The sequence below is a fragment of the Microbacterium sp. genome, assembly GCF_041641055.1.
GTDB lineage: Bacteria > Actinomycetota > Actinomycetes > Actinomycetales > Microbacteriaceae > Microbacterium.
The window spans coordinates 1-19,048 of record NZ_JBEPZB010000020.1 but is presented as its reverse complement, the minus strand read 5'-3'; the positions used below and the strand labels follow the sequence as shown (position 1 = coordinate 19,048).

The following is a 19,048-nucleotide window of genomic DNA, read 5'->3' as shown; positions in this document are numbered from 1 at the left end:
AAGGCGCCCGAGCGGAGGTGAGTCCGCCCGGGCGCCCTGTGCGCCTCAGGCGCAGCGGCTCAACGGAGCAGCTGCAGGACGCCCTGGCCCGACTGGTTCGCCTGCGCGAGCATGGCGGTGCCGGCCTGCTGCAGGATGTTCGAGGCGGTGTACTTGACCATCTCGGCGGCCATGTCGGTGTCCGCGATGCGGCTCTTCGCTGCGGCGAGGTTCTCGGCCGAGACCTGCAGCGAGTTGATCGTCGACTCGAAGCGGTTCTGCACGGCACCGAGGCCGGCGCGAGCCGTCGAGACGTTGGTGATCTGCGCGTCGACGGCCGCGATCGTGGTGAGCGCGTTCGCGGCGGTGTCGACCGTGAGCGCACCGATCGTGGCACCGAGACCCGAGAAGTTGGTCAGCGTGACCGCGATCTGGTCCTCGGCGGCCTCGGAGCCTGCGCCGACCTGGAACGTCAGAGTGTTCGCGCTGTCGAGCAGCTTGATCCCGTTGAAGTTCGTGCTGGCGGCGACGCGGGTGAGCTCCTCGCCGAGCGAGTTGATCTCGGTCTTGATGGCGTCACGCGACTCGGCGTTGTTCGAGTCGGAACCCGCCTGCACGGCGAGGTCGCGGACGCGCTGCAGGATCGAGTGCACCTCGGTGAGAGCACCTTCCGCGGTCTGGATGACCGAGATGCCGTCCTGCGCGTTGCGGGCTGCGACGTTCAGGCCGTTGACCTGCGAACGCAGACCCTCGGAGATGGCCAGACCGGCGGCGTCATCGGCTGCGCGGTTGATGCGCAGACCGCTCGAGAGCTTCTCGAGCGACTTCGAGACGTCGTTCTGGTTGACGGACAGGTTGCGGTACGCGTTGAGTGCACCGACGTTGGTTGCGATCTGAAGACCCATGAGAATTCCTCCGTGGTTATGGGGCTGGATGCGGGCCCATCCGTGGGCCTGCACAACCGACATTCGCGACAAGCGTCAGCGGCGTAACCACCGATCCGGAAGAATCTGCGCTGTGCTCACACGGCGGCGAGAAGGCCGCGGGTGCGGTCACCGACGCGGGTGCCGAGTTCGACGGGCAGCGGACCGAACAGCGTCTGGAAGAACTCCGCCTTCGCCTTGGTCGACCGGTCACCGGTCGTGCCGTCCTCCCAGGCCTCCATCGCCTCGCGCATCAGGGCGAGTCCTCGCGAGCGCAGCTTCGAGACATAGGCGTGACTGACGGCGAGCTCTTCGGCGATGTCCTTGACCGTGCGGTCTTCGAGGTAGATGCCGCGCACCACCTGCTGCATCGCGGCCGGCAGGGCGTCGACGATCCGGTTCACCATCGCCCGCGTCTCGGACTGCTCGACGGCATGCTCCGGGAGGATCACGCTGTCGGTGAGATCGGCGGCCTGACGCCCCGTCTCCACGTCGAAGTGCTCTTCGAAGCTGATCGCCGTGCGCACCATCTCGTCGAGCTGCAGCATCTCGCCGACCGCGTCGACCGAGAGTCCGGACTCCCGCGCGAGCTCCGCTGTGGTCGCCGGGCGACCTGTCCTCGCGAGCAGCGTCTCGGCGGCCACACGCACGCGCTCGATCTTGTCGCGGCCGCGCTCACCCGCAGGGTCCGCCCTGCGCATCTCCGAGAGCATCGCCCAGTTGATCTGACTGCTCGCGAAAGCGCCGAACGGGATGCCCCGGGACGCGTCGTACGAGAGAGCGGCGCGCGCAAGACCGAGGCGGGCGGCGGAGAGCAGATCGTCGAGGTCGAGGTGGGTGGCCGAACGGGCCTTCTCGACGGCGAGGAACGTGGCCAGCGGCATGTTCTCGCGAGCCAGCTGATCAGGCGTGGGCGCTGGGGTGGCAGCCCGTCCGGAATCAGCAGAAACCGCAGTATTACTCAGCAATGCGACTCCGAAGCTAGATCAACTGTTTTACGAGTGAAGGTAGCACGAAGTTCGCGTTTATGAGTAAAAAACGGCCATATGAATTCGGGGCCTAACGCCCGTACGACTCAGAGCGTGGCGGTGGCATCGTAGTCCGGTCGATCCCAGGCCTCCTCCGCGGGCATCGCCGCCGGCCGCTCGATCGCCGCGATCCGCTCTCGGATGTCCTCCACACTCGCCGAGTTGTCCGGCGGCTCGACGTCGGAGTGCGTGGACTCGGTCATCAGGACCGTGCTCACGTTCAACAGGAACGACGCCTCCACTGTGTTGCCGTCCGGACTGATCGAGCGCAGGGTGACCGTGTCCGCCTTCCCGGTGTCGGCGACGACCCTGGCGTACTCGAGGAGCACGTCGGCGGCATCGTCGCCCATGAACAGGGACTTCTCGCCATACGTCACGTGTTTCATGCCCGCACGCTACGACCGCCACCGCCGGTCGATCTGGGGTCTTGACACATCCGGGAAGCGCGAGGCAGGCACCCGTCTCGCGCGACCCGCGCGGATTATCCTCGCGGATCCCGCAGATGGAAAGCCCTTATCGGACCGAGCGCCGAACGGTTTGCCTGGGCATCCATCCAGAACCGATCAGAGAGGCAGACATGTTCTTCCATCGTCAGGAACTCCAGTTCTCGGCCACACCCGATGCACCGGATGCCGTCTACGCACGAAAGCTCCAGGAGGTGCTCGGCGGTCAGTACGGCGAGATCACCGTCGCCATGCAGTACCAGTTCCAGGCCTGGAACATGCACATCCCCGGCAAGTACCGGGATCTGGTCTTCGGCATCGGTGCCGAGGAGATGGGTCACGTCGAGATGCTCGCCGTCATGATCGCGCAGCTGCTCGAGAAGTCCCCGCTGGGGATCACCGAGGATGCCGTCCAGGACGACCCGACGGTCGCCGCGATCATCGGCGGCACCGATGTCCAGCAGGGCATCGTCGCCGGCGCGGGCGCACGGCCCGTCGACAGCAACGGCAACCCGTGGCAGGGGTCGTACATCACGTCGAGCGGCAACCTGCTGGCCGACTTCACGGCCAACGCGAACGCCGAGATGCAGGGCCGAGTGCAGGTCGCCCGGCTGTATCACATGACCGACGACCACGGAGTCCGGGACATGCTGGGCTTCCTGCTCGCCCGCGACACGATGCACCAGAATCAATGGCTGGCGGCCGTCGAGGAGCTCAAGGCCGAGGGGGCGGAAACGCTGCCCGTGCCGAGCAACTTCCCGCTGTCCAAGGAGCACCGCGAGGTGTCGTACCAGTACCTCAACTTCAGCGATGGTGCTGCCGCCGCCGAAGGGACCTGGGCGAGCGGCCCGACGCCGGACGGCCACGGCGAGTTCAGCTACCACGAAGGCCCCACGACGACGGCGACCATGCCGCCGCCCACCCATCCGGATGCGCGGTTCTACGGCACCACCGAGCTGCCGAACGTCGTCGAGAAGGTGGCCGGCGCCGTGCAGGACATGACCCACAAGGAGTGAGACCGCGACGTCCGGTCGGGGTCGCCGCTACGGGCGGCCCCGTCCGGCAGGGCGTCACGCGGCAGCGCCCGACGACGACGAGAAGGAGAGCATCACGATGACCACGTTGCACCCAGGGACGGAGGTGCGCGCATGAAGGCGATGGCGTACCGCGGCCCGTACAAGATCCGCGTCGAGGAGAAGCCGGAGCCTCGCATCCAGCATCCGAACGATGCGATCGTCCGCGTGACCAGGGCGGCGGTCTGCGGCTCAGACCTGCACCTGTTCCACGGCATGATGCCCGACACCCGCATCGGCCACACCTTCGGTCACGAGATCGTGGGCGTCGTCGAGGAGGTGGGCTCGTCGGTGCAGACCCTGAAGCGCGGCGACCGCGTGATGGTGCCCTTCAACATCTACTGCGGGTCGTGCTACTTCTGCAGCCGCGGCCTGTTCTCGAACTGCCACAACGTGAACCCGAACGCGACGGCCGTGGGCGGCATCTACGGGTACTCGCACAGCACCGGCGGATACGACGGCGGCCAGGCCGAGTTCGTGCGCGTGCCGTTCGCGGACGTCGGTCCGTCGGTCATCCCGGACTGGTTGAGCTCCGAGGATGCTCTGACGCTCACGGACGCGTTCTCCACCGGATACTTCGGCGCCCAGCTCGCGGACATCGCCCCCCGTGACACGGTGGTCGTGTTCGGGGCCGGTCCGGTCGGCCTCGCGGCCGCGCGGTCTGCCTGGTTCCTCGGGGCGGGCCGGGTGATCGTGGTCGACCACATCGACTACCGGCTCGAGAAGGCGCGCGCCTTCGCGTTCGCGGAGACGATCCACCTCGCCGAGGTGCCAGACATCGTCGTCGCCCTGAAGAAGACCACGGGCCATCTCGGCGCGGACGTCGTGATCGACGCGGTGGGTGCCGAGGCCGACGGCAGCGTCATGCAGCACCTCACGGGCGCCAAGCTCAAGCTGCAGGGCGGATCCCCCGTCGCCGTCAACTGGGCCATCGACTCCGTGCGCAAGGGCGGCACCGTCTCCCTCATCGGGGCCTACGGACCGCTGCCCTCTGCGGTGCGGCTGGGCGACATCGTGAACAAGGGGCTGACGGTCAGAGCCAACCAGGCTCCGGTCAAGCGACAGTGGCCGCGCCTGCTCGACCACATCAGAGCAGGGCACGTGCGTCCGGGCGAACTGCTCACCCATCGCTTCCCGCTGGAGCACATCGCCGAGGCCTATCACGTGTTCTCGTCCAAGCTGGACGACTGCATCAAGCCGCTCATCGTCGTCGGAGAGGAATGACCATGCCGTACAAGGCCGAAGGACCCGAGCTCGCTCCGTCCGAGGAGGAGCTCCGCGACCGGATCCCGGGATGGGGCGCGGATCTGGCCCCCGAGCATCGACGCACCTGGCAGCAGCGCGACGACCTGCCGGACACGGGGGCGCGGTGGGAGTTCCCCGAGAGACAGGACGAGGGTCCGCGCCGGGAGAAGTCGATCGAGCACTCGATGCTCCCTCCGGTGTTCGGCACGGCGCAGCCTCTGCACGGCGTTTCCGGCGCCATCCGCCGCGTCGCGTACGACCGGTTCAGCGAGACGAAGAACACGCGCTGGCTGCTCCTCGTGCTCGGCGACCGCGTGGATGCGGTGACCGCGCATGCGCGCTCGCTGCTCACCCGACGCCCGGATGATCCGATCACCCTCACCGGCGTGATGGCCGAGGCGGATCATCGCCCGATCGCCTCGCGGTTCGGCCGCGGTCGCCTCGACCTGCGACACGCGTGGCTCGATCCGATCGTCGTCGTCGGCCCGTGGGTGCTGGCCGGGGCACTCGTCGTGGCCGCTGCGCGACGGGTGCTGCGCTGAGCCGACCTGAGAGGAGTTGAGCCGAGCCGGTCGGCCGTCTCAGTGCGCGCCGCGCTGTCTGGCCGCGTCGACGGCCGCGGCCGCCCCCTCCCGCCAGGGCTCCCCGTGACCGGGCAGGACGAGCGGTGCCGAGGTGTCGGCGAGCGCCTGCAGCGATCGCAGTGCCGTCGTCGTGTCGGCGGTGGCCGCCCTGGCGATGATCTGAGGCCCGCGCTGCCCCGTGTACGGGTCGAGGGTGACGAGCGCATCGCCGGCGAGGAGGATCCCCCGGTCCTCGAGCAGGAACGCGCAGTGCCCGTCGGTGTGTCCGGGCGTCCACAGCGCCACCGGGGCACCCGGGGCATCCACCCGCTGGCCGTCGTGCACGCGCCCGAGTGCGTCGACTCCGCGGACGGTGAGGGCGCCGTGCACGGCCATGCGCCCGATCACGGGGATGCCGCCGGGGTGGGTCAGGACGTACGGGATGCGCGGGCTCGCCGGACGGTAGCTGTACGGGTGCCGCGCCAGCCGCGCATCCCGCGAGTGCACGAGCACCCGAGCGCCCTGTCCGCGGACGTGCGAGGCGACACCTACGTGGTCGAAGTGCCCGTGCGTGAGCACGACCGCATCGATGTCGCTCTCCTGAGCTCCGAGACTGTCGAGGAGCCTCCGCAGCGGTCGGCGCGTGCCGGGGAGACCGGCGTCGATCAGCGTGAGCCCGTCGCTCGATCTGATCAGGTAGCAGTTCACATCGGCGACGCACAGGCGGAAGATGTCCGGTGCGACCTCGGAGACGGAGCGAGTGTCGTTCATGCGGCGAGGCTAGGAAGCGGACTCGTCTGTCGAGAGGGTCTTGACAGACGAGTCCGAGGGCTCCGACTCGCGCGGGTTCCATTGCCCGAGCTCTGCCCACAGATACGCGAGGGATGCCGTACCGCGGCGCAGCATCCCGAGGTCGATGCTCTCGTCGCCGGAGTGCCACGAGTCCTCCGGCAGTCCCGTGCCGACGAAGTACACCGGCGCCCCGAAGCGGCGACTCAGCAGGTCTGCTGGCCCGCCGCCCGCGTTGCCGAGCCGCCCTTGCACAGGCGCCCCGAAACCCTTCTCGAGCGCGCGCTCCAGTGCCTCCAGCACCGGCCCGTCCGGAGACATGTACGGCTCCTGGCCCAGACTCTCCTCGACGGTCAGGGAGTATGCGGCGCCCTCGGGCATCTCGCGTGCGACGAATTCCCGCAGCCGGTCGGCGACCGCGGGGATGCGCTGGCCGGGCACCGTGCGGATGCTCAGGGTCGCCGTGGCCTCGGACGGGATCACCGAGCGGCTCAGCCCCTGGTCCCCTGCGGCGAGCGCGATGATCTCGACGGCCGGCCGGGCCCAGAGCCGTTCGAGCGGCGTGTAACCCGCTTCGCCGACCACGGCCCTGGCTCCCATGCGAGCGACCCACTCGTCCTCATCGAAGGGCACGGCCGCGAGTTCTCGCCGACGATCGGGGTCGAGCGGCTGCACGTCGTCGTAGAAGCCGGGGATCGCGATGCGTCCGGTCTCGTCCTGCAGCCGGCCGAGCACTGTCGAGAGTGCGAGCGCGGGGTTCACCGTGATCCCCGAAGCGGCTCCACTGTGCAGGTCGACGTCCGGCCCCCTCACTGTCAGGGTCGCTGTCACCACGCCGCGCATCGAGGTGACGGCGGCGGGGATGTCCGCGTCCCACTGCAGCGTGTCGGAGAAGACGATCACGTCGCAGGCGAGCGCATCGCGGTGCGCGTCGAGCAGGTCGGCGAGCCCTGGCGACCCGATCTCCTCCTCGCCGTCTATCAGCAGGATGAGGTTGACCGGCCGCCCGGATGCCTCGGATGCTGCGCGGTGCGCCCGCGCGGCCCAGACGTGGGCGAGGACCTGCCCCTTCGCATCGGAGGCGCCGCGTCCGTACAGCCGCCCGTCCCGCTGGACCGGCACGAAGGGGGCGGTCTGGGTCCAGAGCTCCGGTTTCACCGGGCGCACGTCGTGATGGCTGTAGACCAGGACGGTCGGGGCCTCGTCGTCGACGATCCAGCGGCCGACGACGGTGCAGGACTCCTCCGTCGGCAGGATCGAGACGTCGAAGCCCGCGTCCCGCATCTCCCCGGCGATCCAGTGGGCCGAGCGGATGAGGTCGAGGCGGTGCTCCGGATCCCCCGCCACCGAGGGCACCGAGACCCACGAGGCGAGTCCGTCGATCAGGTCCGCCATCCGCTCGTCGATGTACTCCGCGACGGGGTCCCTGTCGCGGTGCTCCTGGTGTGCGCTGGTCATGCACCGAGGATGCGTCGAGGGACCGCCCGAGCCGCAGGGTCTTGACGCGGTCGCGAGTGCGGCGCTATCCGTGCGGGTGCGTCCGCCACCTCGCGGCCTGCTCGAGGATCACCGCGGCCACGTCAGCCGGCGCGGAGCGCTGCACGACGTGATGGCGTCCGGGGATCTCCACCAGCTGTGCGCTGCGGGCGCTCGCCGCGAGTCGCCGACTCCACGACGGACCCGCGACGGGGTCCTTCGCCCCGCGGAGCACGAGGACGGGCACGTCGAGGTGGCGGACCCTGTCCTCCGTCGGGTAGCGCAGCATATGCCGCACCTGCCGCAGGTACCACCGAGGTCCGCTCCGCACGTAGTCGCTGAACACGATCCAGTTCGTCGGCAGCGACTCCCCGAGGGTGTCGCGGGCGAGCCCGACGGCCTGGGCACCGAGTGAGCGGTGCGCGTCGTCGACGACCGGACCGATCACCACCACCCCGGTCACCGGTGCCGCACCCTGCAGCACCGTCTCGATCGCCCACTGCGCTCCCATCGAGTGCCCGACGATCACCACGGGTCCCGTGCACACCCCTGCCAGCACCCGCACCACGGCTCTCGCCATCCGCACGATGTCGACGTCGTCGGACGGCTTGGGGAGGCCCCCGAAGCCGGGGAGGTCGAGAGAGACGACCCTGGTGGATCGGGCGAGCGCCTCGTGCAGGCGGGCGAGATAGCGATGCGACATGCCGATCCCGTGGATCAGCACGATCGTCTCGCCGCCGTCGTCCGGTCGACTCTCGATCACCCGGAAGTGCAGGCCCTCCACGATGAGCCGCCGCACAGTGCCGAGTCGAGCACGGTGTCGCACCGCACCCTCCTCTCTGCGTGCGCGGGACGGGAGCGAACGCAAGCCTGTCACGGAGCGCGGCTCTCCAGGATCTGGAGCCAGTCGGCGGGGAGGCGGTCCGCAGGACCAGGGACCGTCTGGGAGAGCGGATGGCTCGTCGGCTCGGCGAGCGCCGGTCCCTCGAACGTCGTCTCGTCGCGGTAGTCCCAGAACCAGTCCTCGCCGGGTTCGAAGCTCTGGATCACGGCATGGCCGCTCTGCTGCCAGTGGTGCGTGGCGTGGGTGCCGAGCGAGTCGTCGCAGCACCCGATATGCCCGCACGCGGCACAGCGGCGAAGATGCACCCACCACGATCCCGTCGCCTCGCATTCGACGCATCCGGTGCCGCTGGGTGTGCTGTCGACCTGGATCATGTCCCCGTTCGCTGTCATGCGACCATCTTCGCGTCTCCGACGCCGACACGACAGTCCCCGGATCGCATCCGAGACACCTGCGCGACCCGCTCCCCTCCCCCTAGAATCGGTGCTCTCCCCCAAGGAAAGAAGGCGATCATGGCAGTGATCTCCCGCGGCTTCGGAGCCCGCAGACGCGAGTCCGACGACCGCCTGCCTCCCGGGCAGTACCTGACCGAGGACTTCCCGGTCCTCTCAGCAGGTCCCACCCCGAGGATCGACACCGACACCTGGGAGTTCGTGGTCGTCGGACTCGACGGCGTCCGCCGCACCTGGTCGTGGGACGAGCTGCTCGCGCTGCCCGTCGACACGATCACGACCGACATCCACTGCGTGACGCGGTGGTCGAAGCTCGGCACCCACTGGCGGGGTGTGTCCCTCGATCATCTGCTGCAGGATGCCGGTGCCGGCGACTTCACCCGGGTGTTCTCCTACGGCGGGTACACGACCAATGTGCCGCGGGCCGATCTGACCGGCGGCAAGGCGTGGATCGCCGTCGAGTTCGACGGTCAGCCTCTCGCCCCCGAACACGGCGGACCTGCGCGGCTGCTGGTGCCCCACCTCTACTTCTGGAAGTCGGCGAAGTGGGTGCACGGCCTCGATCTGCTGGAGAAGGACGAGCCGGGCTTCTGGGAGCAGAACGGCTACAACATGTACGGCGATCCGTGGAAAGAGGAGCGGTACTGGTGACGACGGCGTCGACCTGGCTCGTCGCGCGCGTGGTCGGCGTCCACGAAGCCACCCCGCACGGCCGCATCCTCGAACTGCGGGTGGACGGATGGCCGGGCAACCTCGCCGGCCAGCACGTCGACGTGCGCCTGACCGCGGAGGACGGCTACCAGGCGGTGCGCTCGTACTCGCTCGCGTCGTCCGGCGACGCCGACATCCTCGAGCTCGCTGTCGACGAGGTCCCCGACGGCGAGGTGTCCCCCTATCTCGTCGAGGACGTCCGCGCGGGCGATGAGCTCGAGGTGCGCGGCCCCATCGGCGCCTACTTCGTCTGGACCCCCGACCGCCCGGAGCCGGTGCAGCTGATCGCCGGTGGATCCGGCATCGTGCCGCTGCTGTCGATGGCCCGCGTGCACGCCGGCTCCGCGAGCACAGCACCGATGAGGATGCTGTACTCGGTCCGCTCGCCCGACGACGCCTTCTACGCCGATGAGCTCGACGGTCTCGTGGGCGGTTCCTTCGCGCTCGACTGGGCCTACACCCGTACGGCTCCCCCGGGCTCCGCGCGTCCTGCGGGAAGGGTGGATGCGGCGACGATCCTCGCCTCCACGATCCCGCCGTCCGAGAACCCCGCGGTCTACGTGTGCGGTCCGACCGGGTTCGTGGAGGCCGTCGCAGACCTGCTCGTCGCGGCGGGGCACTCGCCCGACCGCATCCGCACCGAGCGCTTCGGAGGCGCCTGATGGACACTCCTCGCACGACGCATCACACCGGCCATCGCGACAGGGTCGACGGCAACGCCGCCGGAGGACTCCTGCTCGAGCTCTTCGGCACCGACATGACCACGGCCCGCGCCTCGTGCGCTCACTGCGAGCGCGATGCGGAGCTGGCGGATGCCGTCGCGGAGCTCGACGACGCCTGCCTCATCCTGCTCTGCCGCGGGTGCGGCCACACGCTGCTCACCTGTCTGCGCGACGACGGGCGGTGGACCCTCACGATCGGCGGCCTCGCCCGGCTGCAGTGGCCGGCGGTGCCGCAGTAGGCGAGCTGCGCTCTGGGCGAGGGGCGGGTGACGGTGGGCCCTGCCGGGATCGAACCGACGACATCCACGGTGTAACTGGGAACGAATCCCCCCGGGCGAATGAGCGATCTTGGTCGTCCTTGGACCGACAAGGAGGCCGACTTGGTCGATGTCCCGACACGCTGACTCGGGAGAATGTCGGTGGTGTGCGCTGCAATAGAAGTTCGCGATAGTCTCACGTGAACCGTCGCCCGGAGGACCCGTGTCCCGCTCCATCCCCGCCTTCCCAAATCCAGACATGCTGGTCTGGGCTCGTGAAACATCGCGCCTAGAGCCCGGCGTCGCTGCGGCGAAGCTCGCGGTCGACGAGGCTCAGCTACTCGCCTGGGAGAGCGGAGACCCCGGTCTGACCGTGGCCAAGCTCCAGGCGGTCGCAGATCTGTACCGGCGTCCCCTCGCGGCCTTCTACCTCAGCGAGCGCCCCCCTGTGGAGGAGCGCGTCCGTGACTACCGGCGGCCCTGGCTCACCGCGCGACGGCGCGAGAGCCCGATCCTCGCTGCTGAGATCCGCCGCGCTGAGGCTCAGCGAGACAACATCCTCGAAATCATGGACCTCCGAGATGAGGAGCCCGATGACGAGTGGAAGGAGCCTGCCGGATTCCCAGACGTTGCGGCGCGGGCTCGGGCGATGCTTGACGTCTACTCGCTCATCAAACGTCCGGGGCAGTCCGGCAAACCGACCGACTGGTTCTTCTACTGGAGTAGCGCCCTTGAAGAGATGGGCGTGCTGGTGGTGACGGCGAACGCTGTTCCGAAGGAAGAGGCGGATGGATTCTCGGTGGCACTAGACCCCGTGCCGGTTGTTGGGGTCAACGGGTCGAGCCACTTCAACAGGCGGATCTTCACACTGCTGCACGAATACGCCCATCTGCTCCACAACACGTCGGCGCTGTGCGACATGCATGAGGAATCCACCGGCTCCGAAGACGTCGATCAGATTGAAGTCGAGTGCAATCGTCTCGCCGCGGAGATCTTGGTTCCGGCGCACGTGTTCGCTCAGCGACCCATCGTGCTAAACGCCCGCGACGAGGCTTCGGATTGGCAGCTTTGGCAGTTGCGCGACGAGGCGCGCGCATGGGGTGTCAGCCCGGAGGTCATCTTGAGGAAGCTCTTTACTCACGGCAAGGCCAGCCAAGAGTTCTACGACAACTGGCGCGACGAATACAACGACACCGACCGGTGGTCGAACGGCCCGGAACCCCGGAAGGCGAGTGGCGGCGACGGACTGCGGACGAAGGTGCGCAACCTCGGCAAGGGGTACGTGCGAAATGTCGTGGGTGCAATGTCAGAGGGTCTGTTGAGCACGTACGAAACGTCCAACATGCTCAACGCGAAGGTGGATCAGATACCCAAGCTATTCGAGCGCGCACGCGTGCCGGAGGTTGAGTGATGTACTCCGTCGATACGAGCGTCCTCATCACCGCCTGGCGGGATCATTACTGGCCGGACGTATTCCCGGGGTTCTGGGACAAGTTCAACGACGCAGTGGATGAGGGCGTCCTGCAAGCCATCGATCCCGTGAAGGGCGAGCTGACGAAGCGCGATGATGACGTGGCGAAGTGGGCCAAGGCCCGCCCTCACTTCTTCGTTCCGTTGGACCCCGACATCCAGGCTGCGACCGCTGATGTGCTGAGGACTCACCCCGGTCTCATCACAGCGGGCGGAAAGCGCTCGACGGTGGACCCCTTCGTCATCGGTCTGGGCATCGCGCGAGGCTTCCCCGTAGTCACCTACGAGCGAGCGTCGAACAGCGTCGCGAAGCCGCACATTCCGAATGTGTGCAACGACAAAGGTCATGCCGTATTCAACATGGAACAGCTTGCCCGCGCTCTCGGCTGGCAGTTCAAGGCGTAACCGACGGGCGGACGGGCGATCTTGTGCCAGTCCTCATCGTCAGCGGCTGAGCATCTGCGTCCGGCTCCGCGACCGCCGCGACGTTGGTTAGCGTGCCTTCCCTGAGGTCCAGCCCTTAGATCACCGTGTCGGTGCCAGCGCATCAACGCCACGTCAGGCCAGGCCGATCAGATCCTCGTTGACGTCCTGCCGACTCCTGGTCGTCCGGCCTGCACCGTCGAGCTCCCCGTCAGCGAAATGAAGCTGAGGTTGCGCCGGTCGAGCGCTTCGTGGAACTCAATAGACGAGATCATCGCGCCGCGGGCGGCGGACTGCTGGCCGAATACCCCGATCACCCGACTCGCGATCCCACTGCTAACACGGTGGGCCCTGCCGGGATCGAACCGACGACATCCACGGTGTAAACGTGGCGCTCTACCAGCTGAGCTAAAGGCCCTGGTGCCCTCATTCTACAGACGAGCGGATGCGCGCTGATGTCGTGGAAGGGGGATAGGCTGATGGCGGCACGCGTTGTGCACAGCCGACAAGGCTGCCCGCGTCGCTTCCCGTTTCAATGGCATGACCTGCCAGCTTGACGAAAGGCTCCCCCGTGACTGTGCACGACCAGGATCCGTACTCCCAGGGCCCCCTCGACAGCGATCCGGAAGAGACGGGCGAGTGGCAGCAGTCGCTCGACGAGCTCGTCGACGCCAAGGGCCACGGTCGTGGTCGCGAGATCATGCTCAGCCTGCTCAAGCGCTCCAAGGAGCTGCACCTGGGCGTGCCGATGGTCCCCACCACCGACTACATCAACACGATCGCTCCCGAGAACGAGCCCGAGTTCCCGGGTGACGAAGAGATCGAGCGCCGCTACCGGGCGTGGATCCGCTGGAACGCCGCCATCACGGTGCACCGCGCACAGCGCCCCGGCATCGGCGTCGGCGGTCACATCTCGACCTACGCGTCCTCCGCCGCGCTCTACGAGGTCGGCTTCAACCACTTCTTCAAGGGCGCCGACCACCCGGGTGGCGGCGACCAGATCTTCATCCAGGGCCACGCCTCCCCCGGCACCTACGCGCGCTCCTACCTCGAGGGTCGTCTGAGCGAAGACCAGCTCGACGGCTTCCGTCAGGAGAAGTCGCACGCCCCGCACGGCATCCCGTCGTACCCGCACCCGCGTCTGATGCCGGAGTACTGGCAGTTCCCGACCGTGTCGATGGGCCTCGGTCCGATCAACGCCATCTACCAGGCGATGTCGAACAAGTACCTCGAGAACCGCGGCATCAAGGACACCTCCGCCTCGCACGTCTGGGCCTTCCTGGGCGACGGCGAGATGGACGAGGTCGAGAGCCGCGGCCAGCTGCAGGTCGCTGCCAACGAGGGCCTCGACAACCTCACCTTCATCGTCAACTGCAACCTGCAGCGACTCGACGGCCCGGTGCGAGGCAACGGCAAGATCGTCCAGGAGCTGGAGTCGTTCTTCCGCGGTGCCGGCTGGAACGTCATCAAGGTCGTGTGGGGTCGCGAATGGGACGACCTGCTCGCCCGCGACACCGAGGGCGCGCTGCTCAACCTGATGAACGTCACCCCCGACGGCGACTACCAGACGTACAAGGCCGAGTCCGGCGCGTACGTCCGCGAGCACTTCTTCGGTCGCGACGAGCGCACGCTCGAACTCGTCAAGGACTACTCCGACGACGACATCTGGAACCTCAAGCGCGGTGGCCACGACTACCGCAAGGTCTACGCCGCGTTCAAGGCCGCGACCGAGCACAAGGGCAAGCCCACCGTCATCCTCGCCAAGACCGTCAAGGGCTACGGCCTGGGTCCGCAGTTCGAGGGTCGCAACGCGACCCACCAGATGAAGAAGATGACGCTGGACAACCTCAAGACGTTCCGCGACGCGATGCACATCCCGGTCACGGACGCGCAGCTCGAGGAGAACCCGTACCTGCCGCCGTACTACAACCCCGGCCCCCAGGACGAGACGATCCAGTACATGCTCGAGCGCCGCAAGGCTCTCGGCGGCTTCCTGCCCGAGCGTCGCTCCACGCACGTCGGACTCTCGCTGCCGGACGACTCGGCGTACCAGCTGCCCAAGAAGGGCTCCGGCACGCAGGAGATCGCCACGACCATGGCGTTCGTGCGTCTGCTGAAGGACCTGCTGCGCTCGAAGGACTTCGGGCACCGCATCGTCCCGATCATCCCGGACGAGGCGCGCACGTTCGGCATGGACGCCTACTTCCCGACGGCGAAGATCTACAACCCGAACGGCCAGCACTACACCTCGGTCGACCGCGAGCTGCTCCTCGCCTACAAGGAGAGCCCGCAGGGCCAGATCGTGCACGTCGGCATCAACGAGGCCGGCGCTCTCGCGGCGTTCACCGCTGCGGGCACGTCGTACGCCACCCACGGCGAGCCGCTGATCCCGATCTACCTCTTCTACTCGATGTTCGGCTTCCAGCGCACGGGCGACGCCCAGTGGGCCGCCGGAGACCAGATGGCACGAGGCTTCATCATCGGCGCCACCGCCGGCCGCACCACCCTCACCGGTGAAGGTCTGCAGCACGCCGACGGCCACTCGCACCTGCTGGCGGCGACGAACCCGGCGACGGTGTCGTACGACCCGGCCTACGGCTACGAGATCGCGCACATCATGCGCTCGGGTCTGGAGCGCATGTACGGCGGTTCCCACGACGACCCCAACGTGATGTACTACCTCACGGTCTACAACGAGCCGCTCGTGCAGCCCGCCGAACCGGCCGATGTCGACGTCGAGGGCATCGTGCGCGGCATCCACCGCGTGTCCGTCGGCGAGGGCGAAGGCCCCCGCGCCCAGCTCTTCGCCTCGGGCGTCGGACTCCCCTGGGCCCTCGAGGCGCAGGAGCTGCTGAAGAACGACTGGGGTGTGATCGCCGACGTGTGGTCGGTGACCTCCTGGACCGAGCTGCGCCGCGACGGCCTCGCCGCCGACGAGCACAACTTCCTGCACCCTGAAGAGGAGCCCCGCACGGCCTACCTCACCCAGAAGCTGCAGGGTGTCGAGGGTCCGGTCGTCGCAGTGAGCGACTTCATGCACGCCGTGCAGGACCAGATCCGCCCGTGGGTCCCGCAGCGTTTCGCGACGCTCGGCGCCGACGGCTTCGGCTTCTCGGACACGCGCGCCGCGGCTCGTCGCTTCTTCAAGATCGACGGTCCCTCGATCGTCGTCCGCACGCTGCAGTCGCTCGCCGAGGACGGGGTCGTCGACCGCTCGCTCGCCGTGCAGGCCATCCAGAAGTACAGCCTGCACGACGTGAACGCCGGCACCAGCGGCAACGCGGGCGGCGAAAGCTGAGCCATCGGTGACGGGTTCCTCTTCGCGCGGTATGGACAAGACCGCGACGCTCACCTGGCTGCGCCGGATCTCCGGCGACATCGCCTCGGTGACGATCAAGCGCCTCGAGGACACCCTCCCCTGGTACGCCGACATGCCACCAGCCCGCCGCTCTGCGGTCGGGCTGGTGGCTCAGGCCGGCATCACCTCGTTCATCCAGTGGTACGAGGACCCCACGTCTACGCCGTGGATCGCGGCCGACATCTTTGCCGCCGCTCCCCGTGAGCTGCTGCGCAGTGTGAGCCTGCAGCAGACGCTGCAGTTGATCCGCGTGACGGTCGAGGTCACGGAGGAGCGCGTCGCCGGCCGCGGTGACGACCTGCGTGAGGCGATCCTGCTGTACTCCCGCGACGTGGCCTTCGCCGCGGCCGACGTGTACGCGCGGGCCGCCGAGGCCCGAGGCCTCTGGGACGCCCGGCTCGAGGCGCTGGTCGTCGACTCGATCCTCACCGGAGAGGCAGACGAAGAGCTGCCCAGCCGCATCGCCGCCCTCGGATGGCACGGTCATGGCGAGGTCGCGGTCCTGGTCGGCACGACCCCTCCGCAATTCGACGTCGACCTCGTCCGTCGTACGGCACGCAAGCTCGCCGTCGACGTCCTGATCGGCGTGCAGGGCTCTCGCCTGGTGCTCGTGATCGGCCGCGCCCGCATCGCGGGTCAGGAGGTGCCGGAGGGTGAGGAGGAAGAGCTCGGCTTCGAGGAGATCGCCTCTCGCCTGGAGCCCTCCTTCGGCCCCGGCTACGTCGTGCTCGGCCCGGCGGTCGCCGCCCTGGTCGATGCGAGCCAGAGCGCACGCGCGGCCCTGGCAGGCTTCGCCGTCGCCCGTGCCTGGCGCAGCGCTCCTCGGCCGGTCGAGGCAGACGACCTCCTCCCCGAACGCGCGCTCGCCGGCGACCCGCTCGCCAAGCAGACGCTGATCGAGCGCATCTACCGCCCACTGCAGGCACACTCGACGGACCTCGTCACGACGCTGTGGAGCTACCTCGACAACGGACGCTCGCTCGAGGCGACCGCCCGCGAGCTGTTCGTGCATCCGAACACCGTCCGCTATCGCCTGAAGCGCGTCAGCGAGGTGATCGGATGGGATGCCACGGGTCCCCGCGAAGCGCTCATCCTGCAGACCGCCCTCATCCTCGGGTCGATCGGTGCAGCCGAGCAGGTGCGCCGACGTCCTCCGCTGCGACGCCCCGGCCGCTGATCGGCGGCGAAACACCGCCCAGCTGTACGCCACACACAAGGGTTCTTCAGAATCTTGTGATGGATCATCCACCGCTTCGGGCCGATCGTTGGCAGACTGGGGGATGTGATTGTCGTCGTATGCCCAGGACAGGGCTCGCAGACCCCCGGTTTCCTCTCCCCCTGGCTCGAGCTGGACGGCGTGACGGAAAGCCTCGCCGCGTACTCCGACGCCGCTGAGGTCGACCTCCAGCAGCACGGCACGGTGTCGGATGCCGACACGATCCGAGACACGCGCATCGCGCAGCCTCTGATCGTGGCCGCGTCGCTGATCGCGGCGGGTGCTCTCTCCGCCCGCGCGAGCCGTCGCCCCGATGGCGTCGCCGGACACTCCGTGGGCGAGATCGCCGCGCTCGTCGAGAGCGGTGTCATCGACGCGGAGACGGGCATGCGCCTCGTCGGCATCCGCGGGCGTGCGATGGCCGACGCCGCCGCACAGACTCCGACCGGCATGAGCGCGGTGCTCGGCGGTGACGAGGACGCGGTCCTCACCCGTCTCTCCGAGCTCGGCCTGTCCCCCGCCAACTACAACGGCGGCGGCCAGCTCGTCGTCGCCGGAGAGCTCGCGGGGCTCGACGCCCTCGCCTCCGAGCCCCTGAAGGGCACCAGGGTCATCCCGCTGCAGGTCGCCGGCGCCTTCCACACCTCGTTCATGGAGTCCGCCGTGGCAGCACTCCGCGACGCCGTCGCGACCGTCACGCCCTCGGACCCGGAGATCACGCTCTGGACGAACCGCGACGGCTCGGTCGTGACCGACGGCTCGCAGGCGCTCGGCTACCTCGTCGACCAGGTGTCGTCGCCGGTGCGGTGGGACCTCTGCATGGCGTCGTTCGCCGACCGGGGCATCACCGGGCTGATCGAGCTCGCCCCTGCCGGCGCGCTGACCGGTCTCGCCAAGCGCGGGCTGCGCGGAGTCCCCTCCGTCGCCGTGAAGACCCCCGAAGACCTCGATGCGGCCGTCGCGCTGCTGAACGGAGACGCCGCATGAGCGCCACGCTGAACCAGATCACCGGTCCCGCCTACACGCGCATCTACTCGTACGGCGCCGCCCGGGGCGAGAACGCCGTCCCCAACGACGACCTGGTCGGCCCGATCGACTCGAGTGACGAGTGGATCCGCCAGCGCACCGGCATCGTGACCAGGGTCCGCGCCGACAAGGGAACGGATGCGATCGACCTCGCCGCCACCGCTGCGGCCGAGGCGATCGAGAAGTCCGGCGTCCCCTCCGACCAGGTCGACCTCGTCATCGTCGCCACGATCAGCAACCCCAAGCAGTCGCCGTCGGTGTCCGCGATCGTCGCCGACCGCGTGGGCGCGAACCCGGCCGCTGCGTACGACATCAACGCGGCCTGCGCCGGCTACGCCTACGCCGTCACGCAGGCGGATGCCCTGATCAAGTCCGGTGCCGCCCGGTACGCCCTCGTGATCGGCACCGAGAAGCTCTCCGACATCGTCGACCCCGCCGACCGCAGCATCTCGTTCCTGCTCGGCGACGGGGCCGGTGCCGCGCTGATCGGCCCGAGCGACACGCCGGGCATCGCGCCCGCGGTGTGGGGCTCGGACGGCTCCAAGGCCGACGCGGTCGGCATGAACGGCACGCTGACCGAGTTCCGCGACGGCGAGGTGCCCTGGCCGACGCTCCGCCAGGAGGGCCAGACGGTCTTCCGCTGGGCGGTGTGGGAGATGGCGAAGGTCGCCCGCGAGGCGCTCGATCGGGCGGGCGTCGAGCCCACCGATATCGCCGCGTTCATCCCGCACCAGGCCAACATGCGCATCATCGACGAGTTCGCCAAGCAGCTCAAGCTGCCCGAGACGACGGTGATCGCCCGCGACATCGAGACCACCGGCAACACGTCGGCCGCCTCGATCCCGCTCGCCAGCCACCGCCTGATGGCCGAGCACCCCGAGCTGTCCGGCGGCCTGGCACTGCAGATCGGCTTCGGAGCCGGCCTCGTGTTCGCCGCTCAGGTCGTCGTCCTTCCCTGAGAACGCGCCGACTTTCCCTAGACTGTTCCACGGTTCCGAATACAACCCGTAAGAAAGAGGAAGACCACATGGCTTTCACCAACGATGAGGT

General features: G+C 68.5%; 19 protein-coding genes and 1 tRNA gene. 12 read left to right on the top strand and 8 right to left on the bottom strand.

Annotated elements, in window-relative coordinates; genetic code table 11:
* Positions 1-59: 59 nt before the first annotated feature.
* From ACESK8_RS12745 to ACESK8_RS12735, 3 genes are all read right to left on the bottom strand, one after another.
* Positions 60-884: a flagellin gene (locus tag ACESK8_RS12745; RefSeq protein WP_372968942.1), complete on the bottom strand. Its 825-nt coding sequence runs from the start codon at positions 882-884 to the stop codon at positions 60-62.
* A gap of 116 nt (positions 885-1,000) precedes the next feature.
* Entirely contained in the window at positions 1,001-1,870 is an 870-nt protein-coding gene (locus ACESK8_RS12740) for a sigma-70 family RNA polymerase sigma factor (RefSeq protein ID WP_372968941.1), read from the bottom strand.
* Between the two features lie 107 nt (positions 1,871-1,977).
* The gene (locus ACESK8_RS12735; RefSeq protein ID WP_372968940.1) at positions 1,978-2,316 is read right to left on the bottom strand and encodes a hypothetical protein; all 339 of its coding nucleotides are present in this window, start codon (positions 2,314-2,316) and stop codon (positions 1,978-1,980) included.
* 191 nt (positions 2,317-2,507) lie between these two features.
* Between ACESK8_RS12735 and ACESK8_RS12730 the strand changes: the two genes are divergently transcribed.
* The 3 genes from ACESK8_RS12730 to ACESK8_RS12720 all read left to right on the top strand — a co-directional run bounded on the left by ACESK8_RS12730 (position 2,508) and on the right by ACESK8_RS12720 (position 5,233).
* Positions 2,508-3,389, top strand: a complete 882-nt coding sequence (locus ACESK8_RS12730; RefSeq protein ID WP_372968939.1) for a manganese catalase family protein — start codon at positions 2,508-2,510, stop codon at positions 3,387-3,389.
* Positions 3,390-3,521: 132 nt separating this feature from the next.
* Positions 3,522-4,670 (top strand): zinc-dependent alcohol dehydrogenase, encoded by a 1,149-nt coding sequence (locus tag ACESK8_RS12725; RefSeq protein WP_372968938.1) that lies wholly within the window; start codon positions 3,522-3,524, stop codon positions 4,668-4,670.
* Between the two features lie 2 nt (positions 4,671-4,672).
* Positions 4,673-5,233 (top strand): hypothetical protein, encoded by a 561-nt coding sequence (locus tag ACESK8_RS12720; RefSeq protein WP_372968979.1) that lies wholly within the window; start codon positions 4,673-4,675, stop codon positions 5,231-5,233.
* Between the two features lie 39 nt (positions 5,234-5,272).
* Here ACESK8_RS12720 and ACESK8_RS12715 read toward each other — a convergent pair whose 3' ends face one another.
* The 4 genes from ACESK8_RS12715 to ACESK8_RS12700 form a co-directional block, all read right to left on the bottom strand.
* A complete protein-coding gene (locus ACESK8_RS12715; RefSeq protein ID WP_372968937.1) occupies positions 5,273-6,025 on the bottom strand; it encodes an MBL fold metallo-hydrolase in 753 nt (250 codons plus the stop codon).
* Positions 6,026-6,034: 9 nt separating this feature from the next.
* Positions 6,035-7,501 carry a M20/M25/M40 family metallo-hydrolase gene (locus ACESK8_RS12710; RefSeq protein WP_372968936.1) on the bottom strand — a complete coding sequence of 489 codons (1,467 nt, stop codon included), beginning with the start codon at positions 7,499-7,501 and terminating at the stop codon, positions 6,035-6,037.
* 64 nt (positions 7,502-7,565) lie between these two features.
* Entirely contained in the window at positions 7,566-8,345 is a 780-nt protein-coding gene (locus tag ACESK8_RS12705) for an alpha/beta fold hydrolase (RefSeq protein ID WP_372968935.1), read from the bottom strand.
* Positions 8,346-8,392: 47 nt separating this feature from the next.
* Positions 8,393-8,755: a UBP-type zinc finger domain-containing protein gene (locus tag ACESK8_RS12700; RefSeq protein ID WP_372968934.1), complete on the bottom strand. Its 363-nt coding sequence runs from the start codon at positions 8,753-8,755 to the stop codon at positions 8,393-8,395.
* A 120-nt stretch (positions 8,756-8,875) separates the two neighbouring features.
* On the opposite strand from ACESK8_RS12700, the gene ACESK8_RS12695 reads away from it, so the two are divergent.
* The 5 genes from ACESK8_RS12695 (at position 8,876) to ACESK8_RS12675 (ending at position 12,380) form a co-directional block, all read left to right on the top strand.
* Positions 8,876-9,466, top strand: a complete 591-nt coding sequence (locus ACESK8_RS12695; protein ID WP_372968933.1) for a sulfite oxidase-like oxidoreductase — start codon at positions 8,876-8,878, stop codon at positions 9,464-9,466.
* A complete protein-coding gene (locus ACESK8_RS12690) occupies positions 9,463-10,188 on the top strand; it encodes a ferredoxin reductase (RefSeq protein ID WP_372968932.1) in 726 nt (241 codons plus the stop codon). The genes ACESK8_RS12695 and ACESK8_RS12690 overlap by 4 nt, the downstream gene beginning before the upstream one ends.
* Positions 10,188-10,487 carry a DUF6510 family protein gene (locus tag ACESK8_RS12685; protein WP_372968931.1) on the top strand — a complete coding sequence of 100 codons (300 nt, stop codon included), beginning with the start codon at positions 10,188-10,190 and terminating at the stop codon, positions 10,485-10,487. The genes ACESK8_RS12690 and ACESK8_RS12685 overlap by 1 nt, the downstream gene beginning before the upstream one ends.
* A gap of 241 nt (positions 10,488-10,728) precedes the next feature.
* Positions 10,729-11,916, top strand: coding sequence for an ImmA/IrrE family metallo-endopeptidase (locus ACESK8_RS12680; protein WP_372968930.1), 1,188 nt, complete (start codon positions 10,729-10,731; stop codon positions 11,914-11,916).
* Positions 11,916-12,380 carry a DUF4411 family protein gene (locus ACESK8_RS12675; protein ID WP_372968929.1) on the top strand — a complete coding sequence of 155 codons (465 nt, stop codon included), beginning with the start codon at positions 11,916-11,918 and terminating at the stop codon, positions 12,378-12,380. The genes ACESK8_RS12680 and ACESK8_RS12675 overlap by 1 nt, the downstream gene beginning before the upstream one ends.
* 363 nt (positions 12,381-12,743) lie before the next feature.
* On the opposite strand, the gene ACESK8_RS12670 is transcribed toward ACESK8_RS12675, so the two are convergent.
* A tRNA-Val gene (locus ACESK8_RS12670) sits at positions 12,744-12,816 on the bottom strand.
* A 153-nt stretch (positions 12,817-12,969) separates the two neighbouring features.
* Here ACESK8_RS12670 and aceE point away from each other — a divergent pair.
* The 4 genes from aceE (at position 12,970) to ACESK8_RS12650 (ending at position 18,957) form a co-directional block, all read left to right on the top strand.
* Complete coding sequence (gene aceE, locus ACESK8_RS12665; RefSeq protein WP_372968928.1) at positions 12,970-15,696, top strand: pyruvate dehydrogenase (acetyl-transferring), homodimeric type; 2,727 nt, start codon at positions 12,970-12,972, stop codon at positions 15,694-15,696.
* A 31-nt stretch (positions 15,697-15,727) separates the two neighbouring features.
* A complete protein-coding gene (locus ACESK8_RS12660; protein ID WP_372968927.1) occupies positions 15,728-16,933 on the top strand; it encodes a PucR family transcriptional regulator in 1,206 nt (401 codons plus the stop codon).
* 105 nt (positions 16,934-17,038) lie between these two features.
* A complete protein-coding gene (locus tag ACESK8_RS12655) occupies positions 17,039-17,959 on the top strand; it encodes an ACP S-malonyltransferase (protein ID WP_372968926.1) in 921 nt (306 codons plus the stop codon).
* The gene (locus ACESK8_RS12650; RefSeq protein WP_372968925.1) at positions 17,956-18,957 is read left to right on the top strand and encodes a beta-ketoacyl-ACP synthase III; all 1,002 of its coding nucleotides are present in this window, start codon (positions 17,956-17,958) and stop codon (positions 18,955-18,957) included. The genes ACESK8_RS12655 and ACESK8_RS12650 overlap by 4 nt, the downstream gene beginning before the upstream one ends.
* The last annotated feature ends 91 nt before the right edge of the window (positions 18,958-19,048 follow it).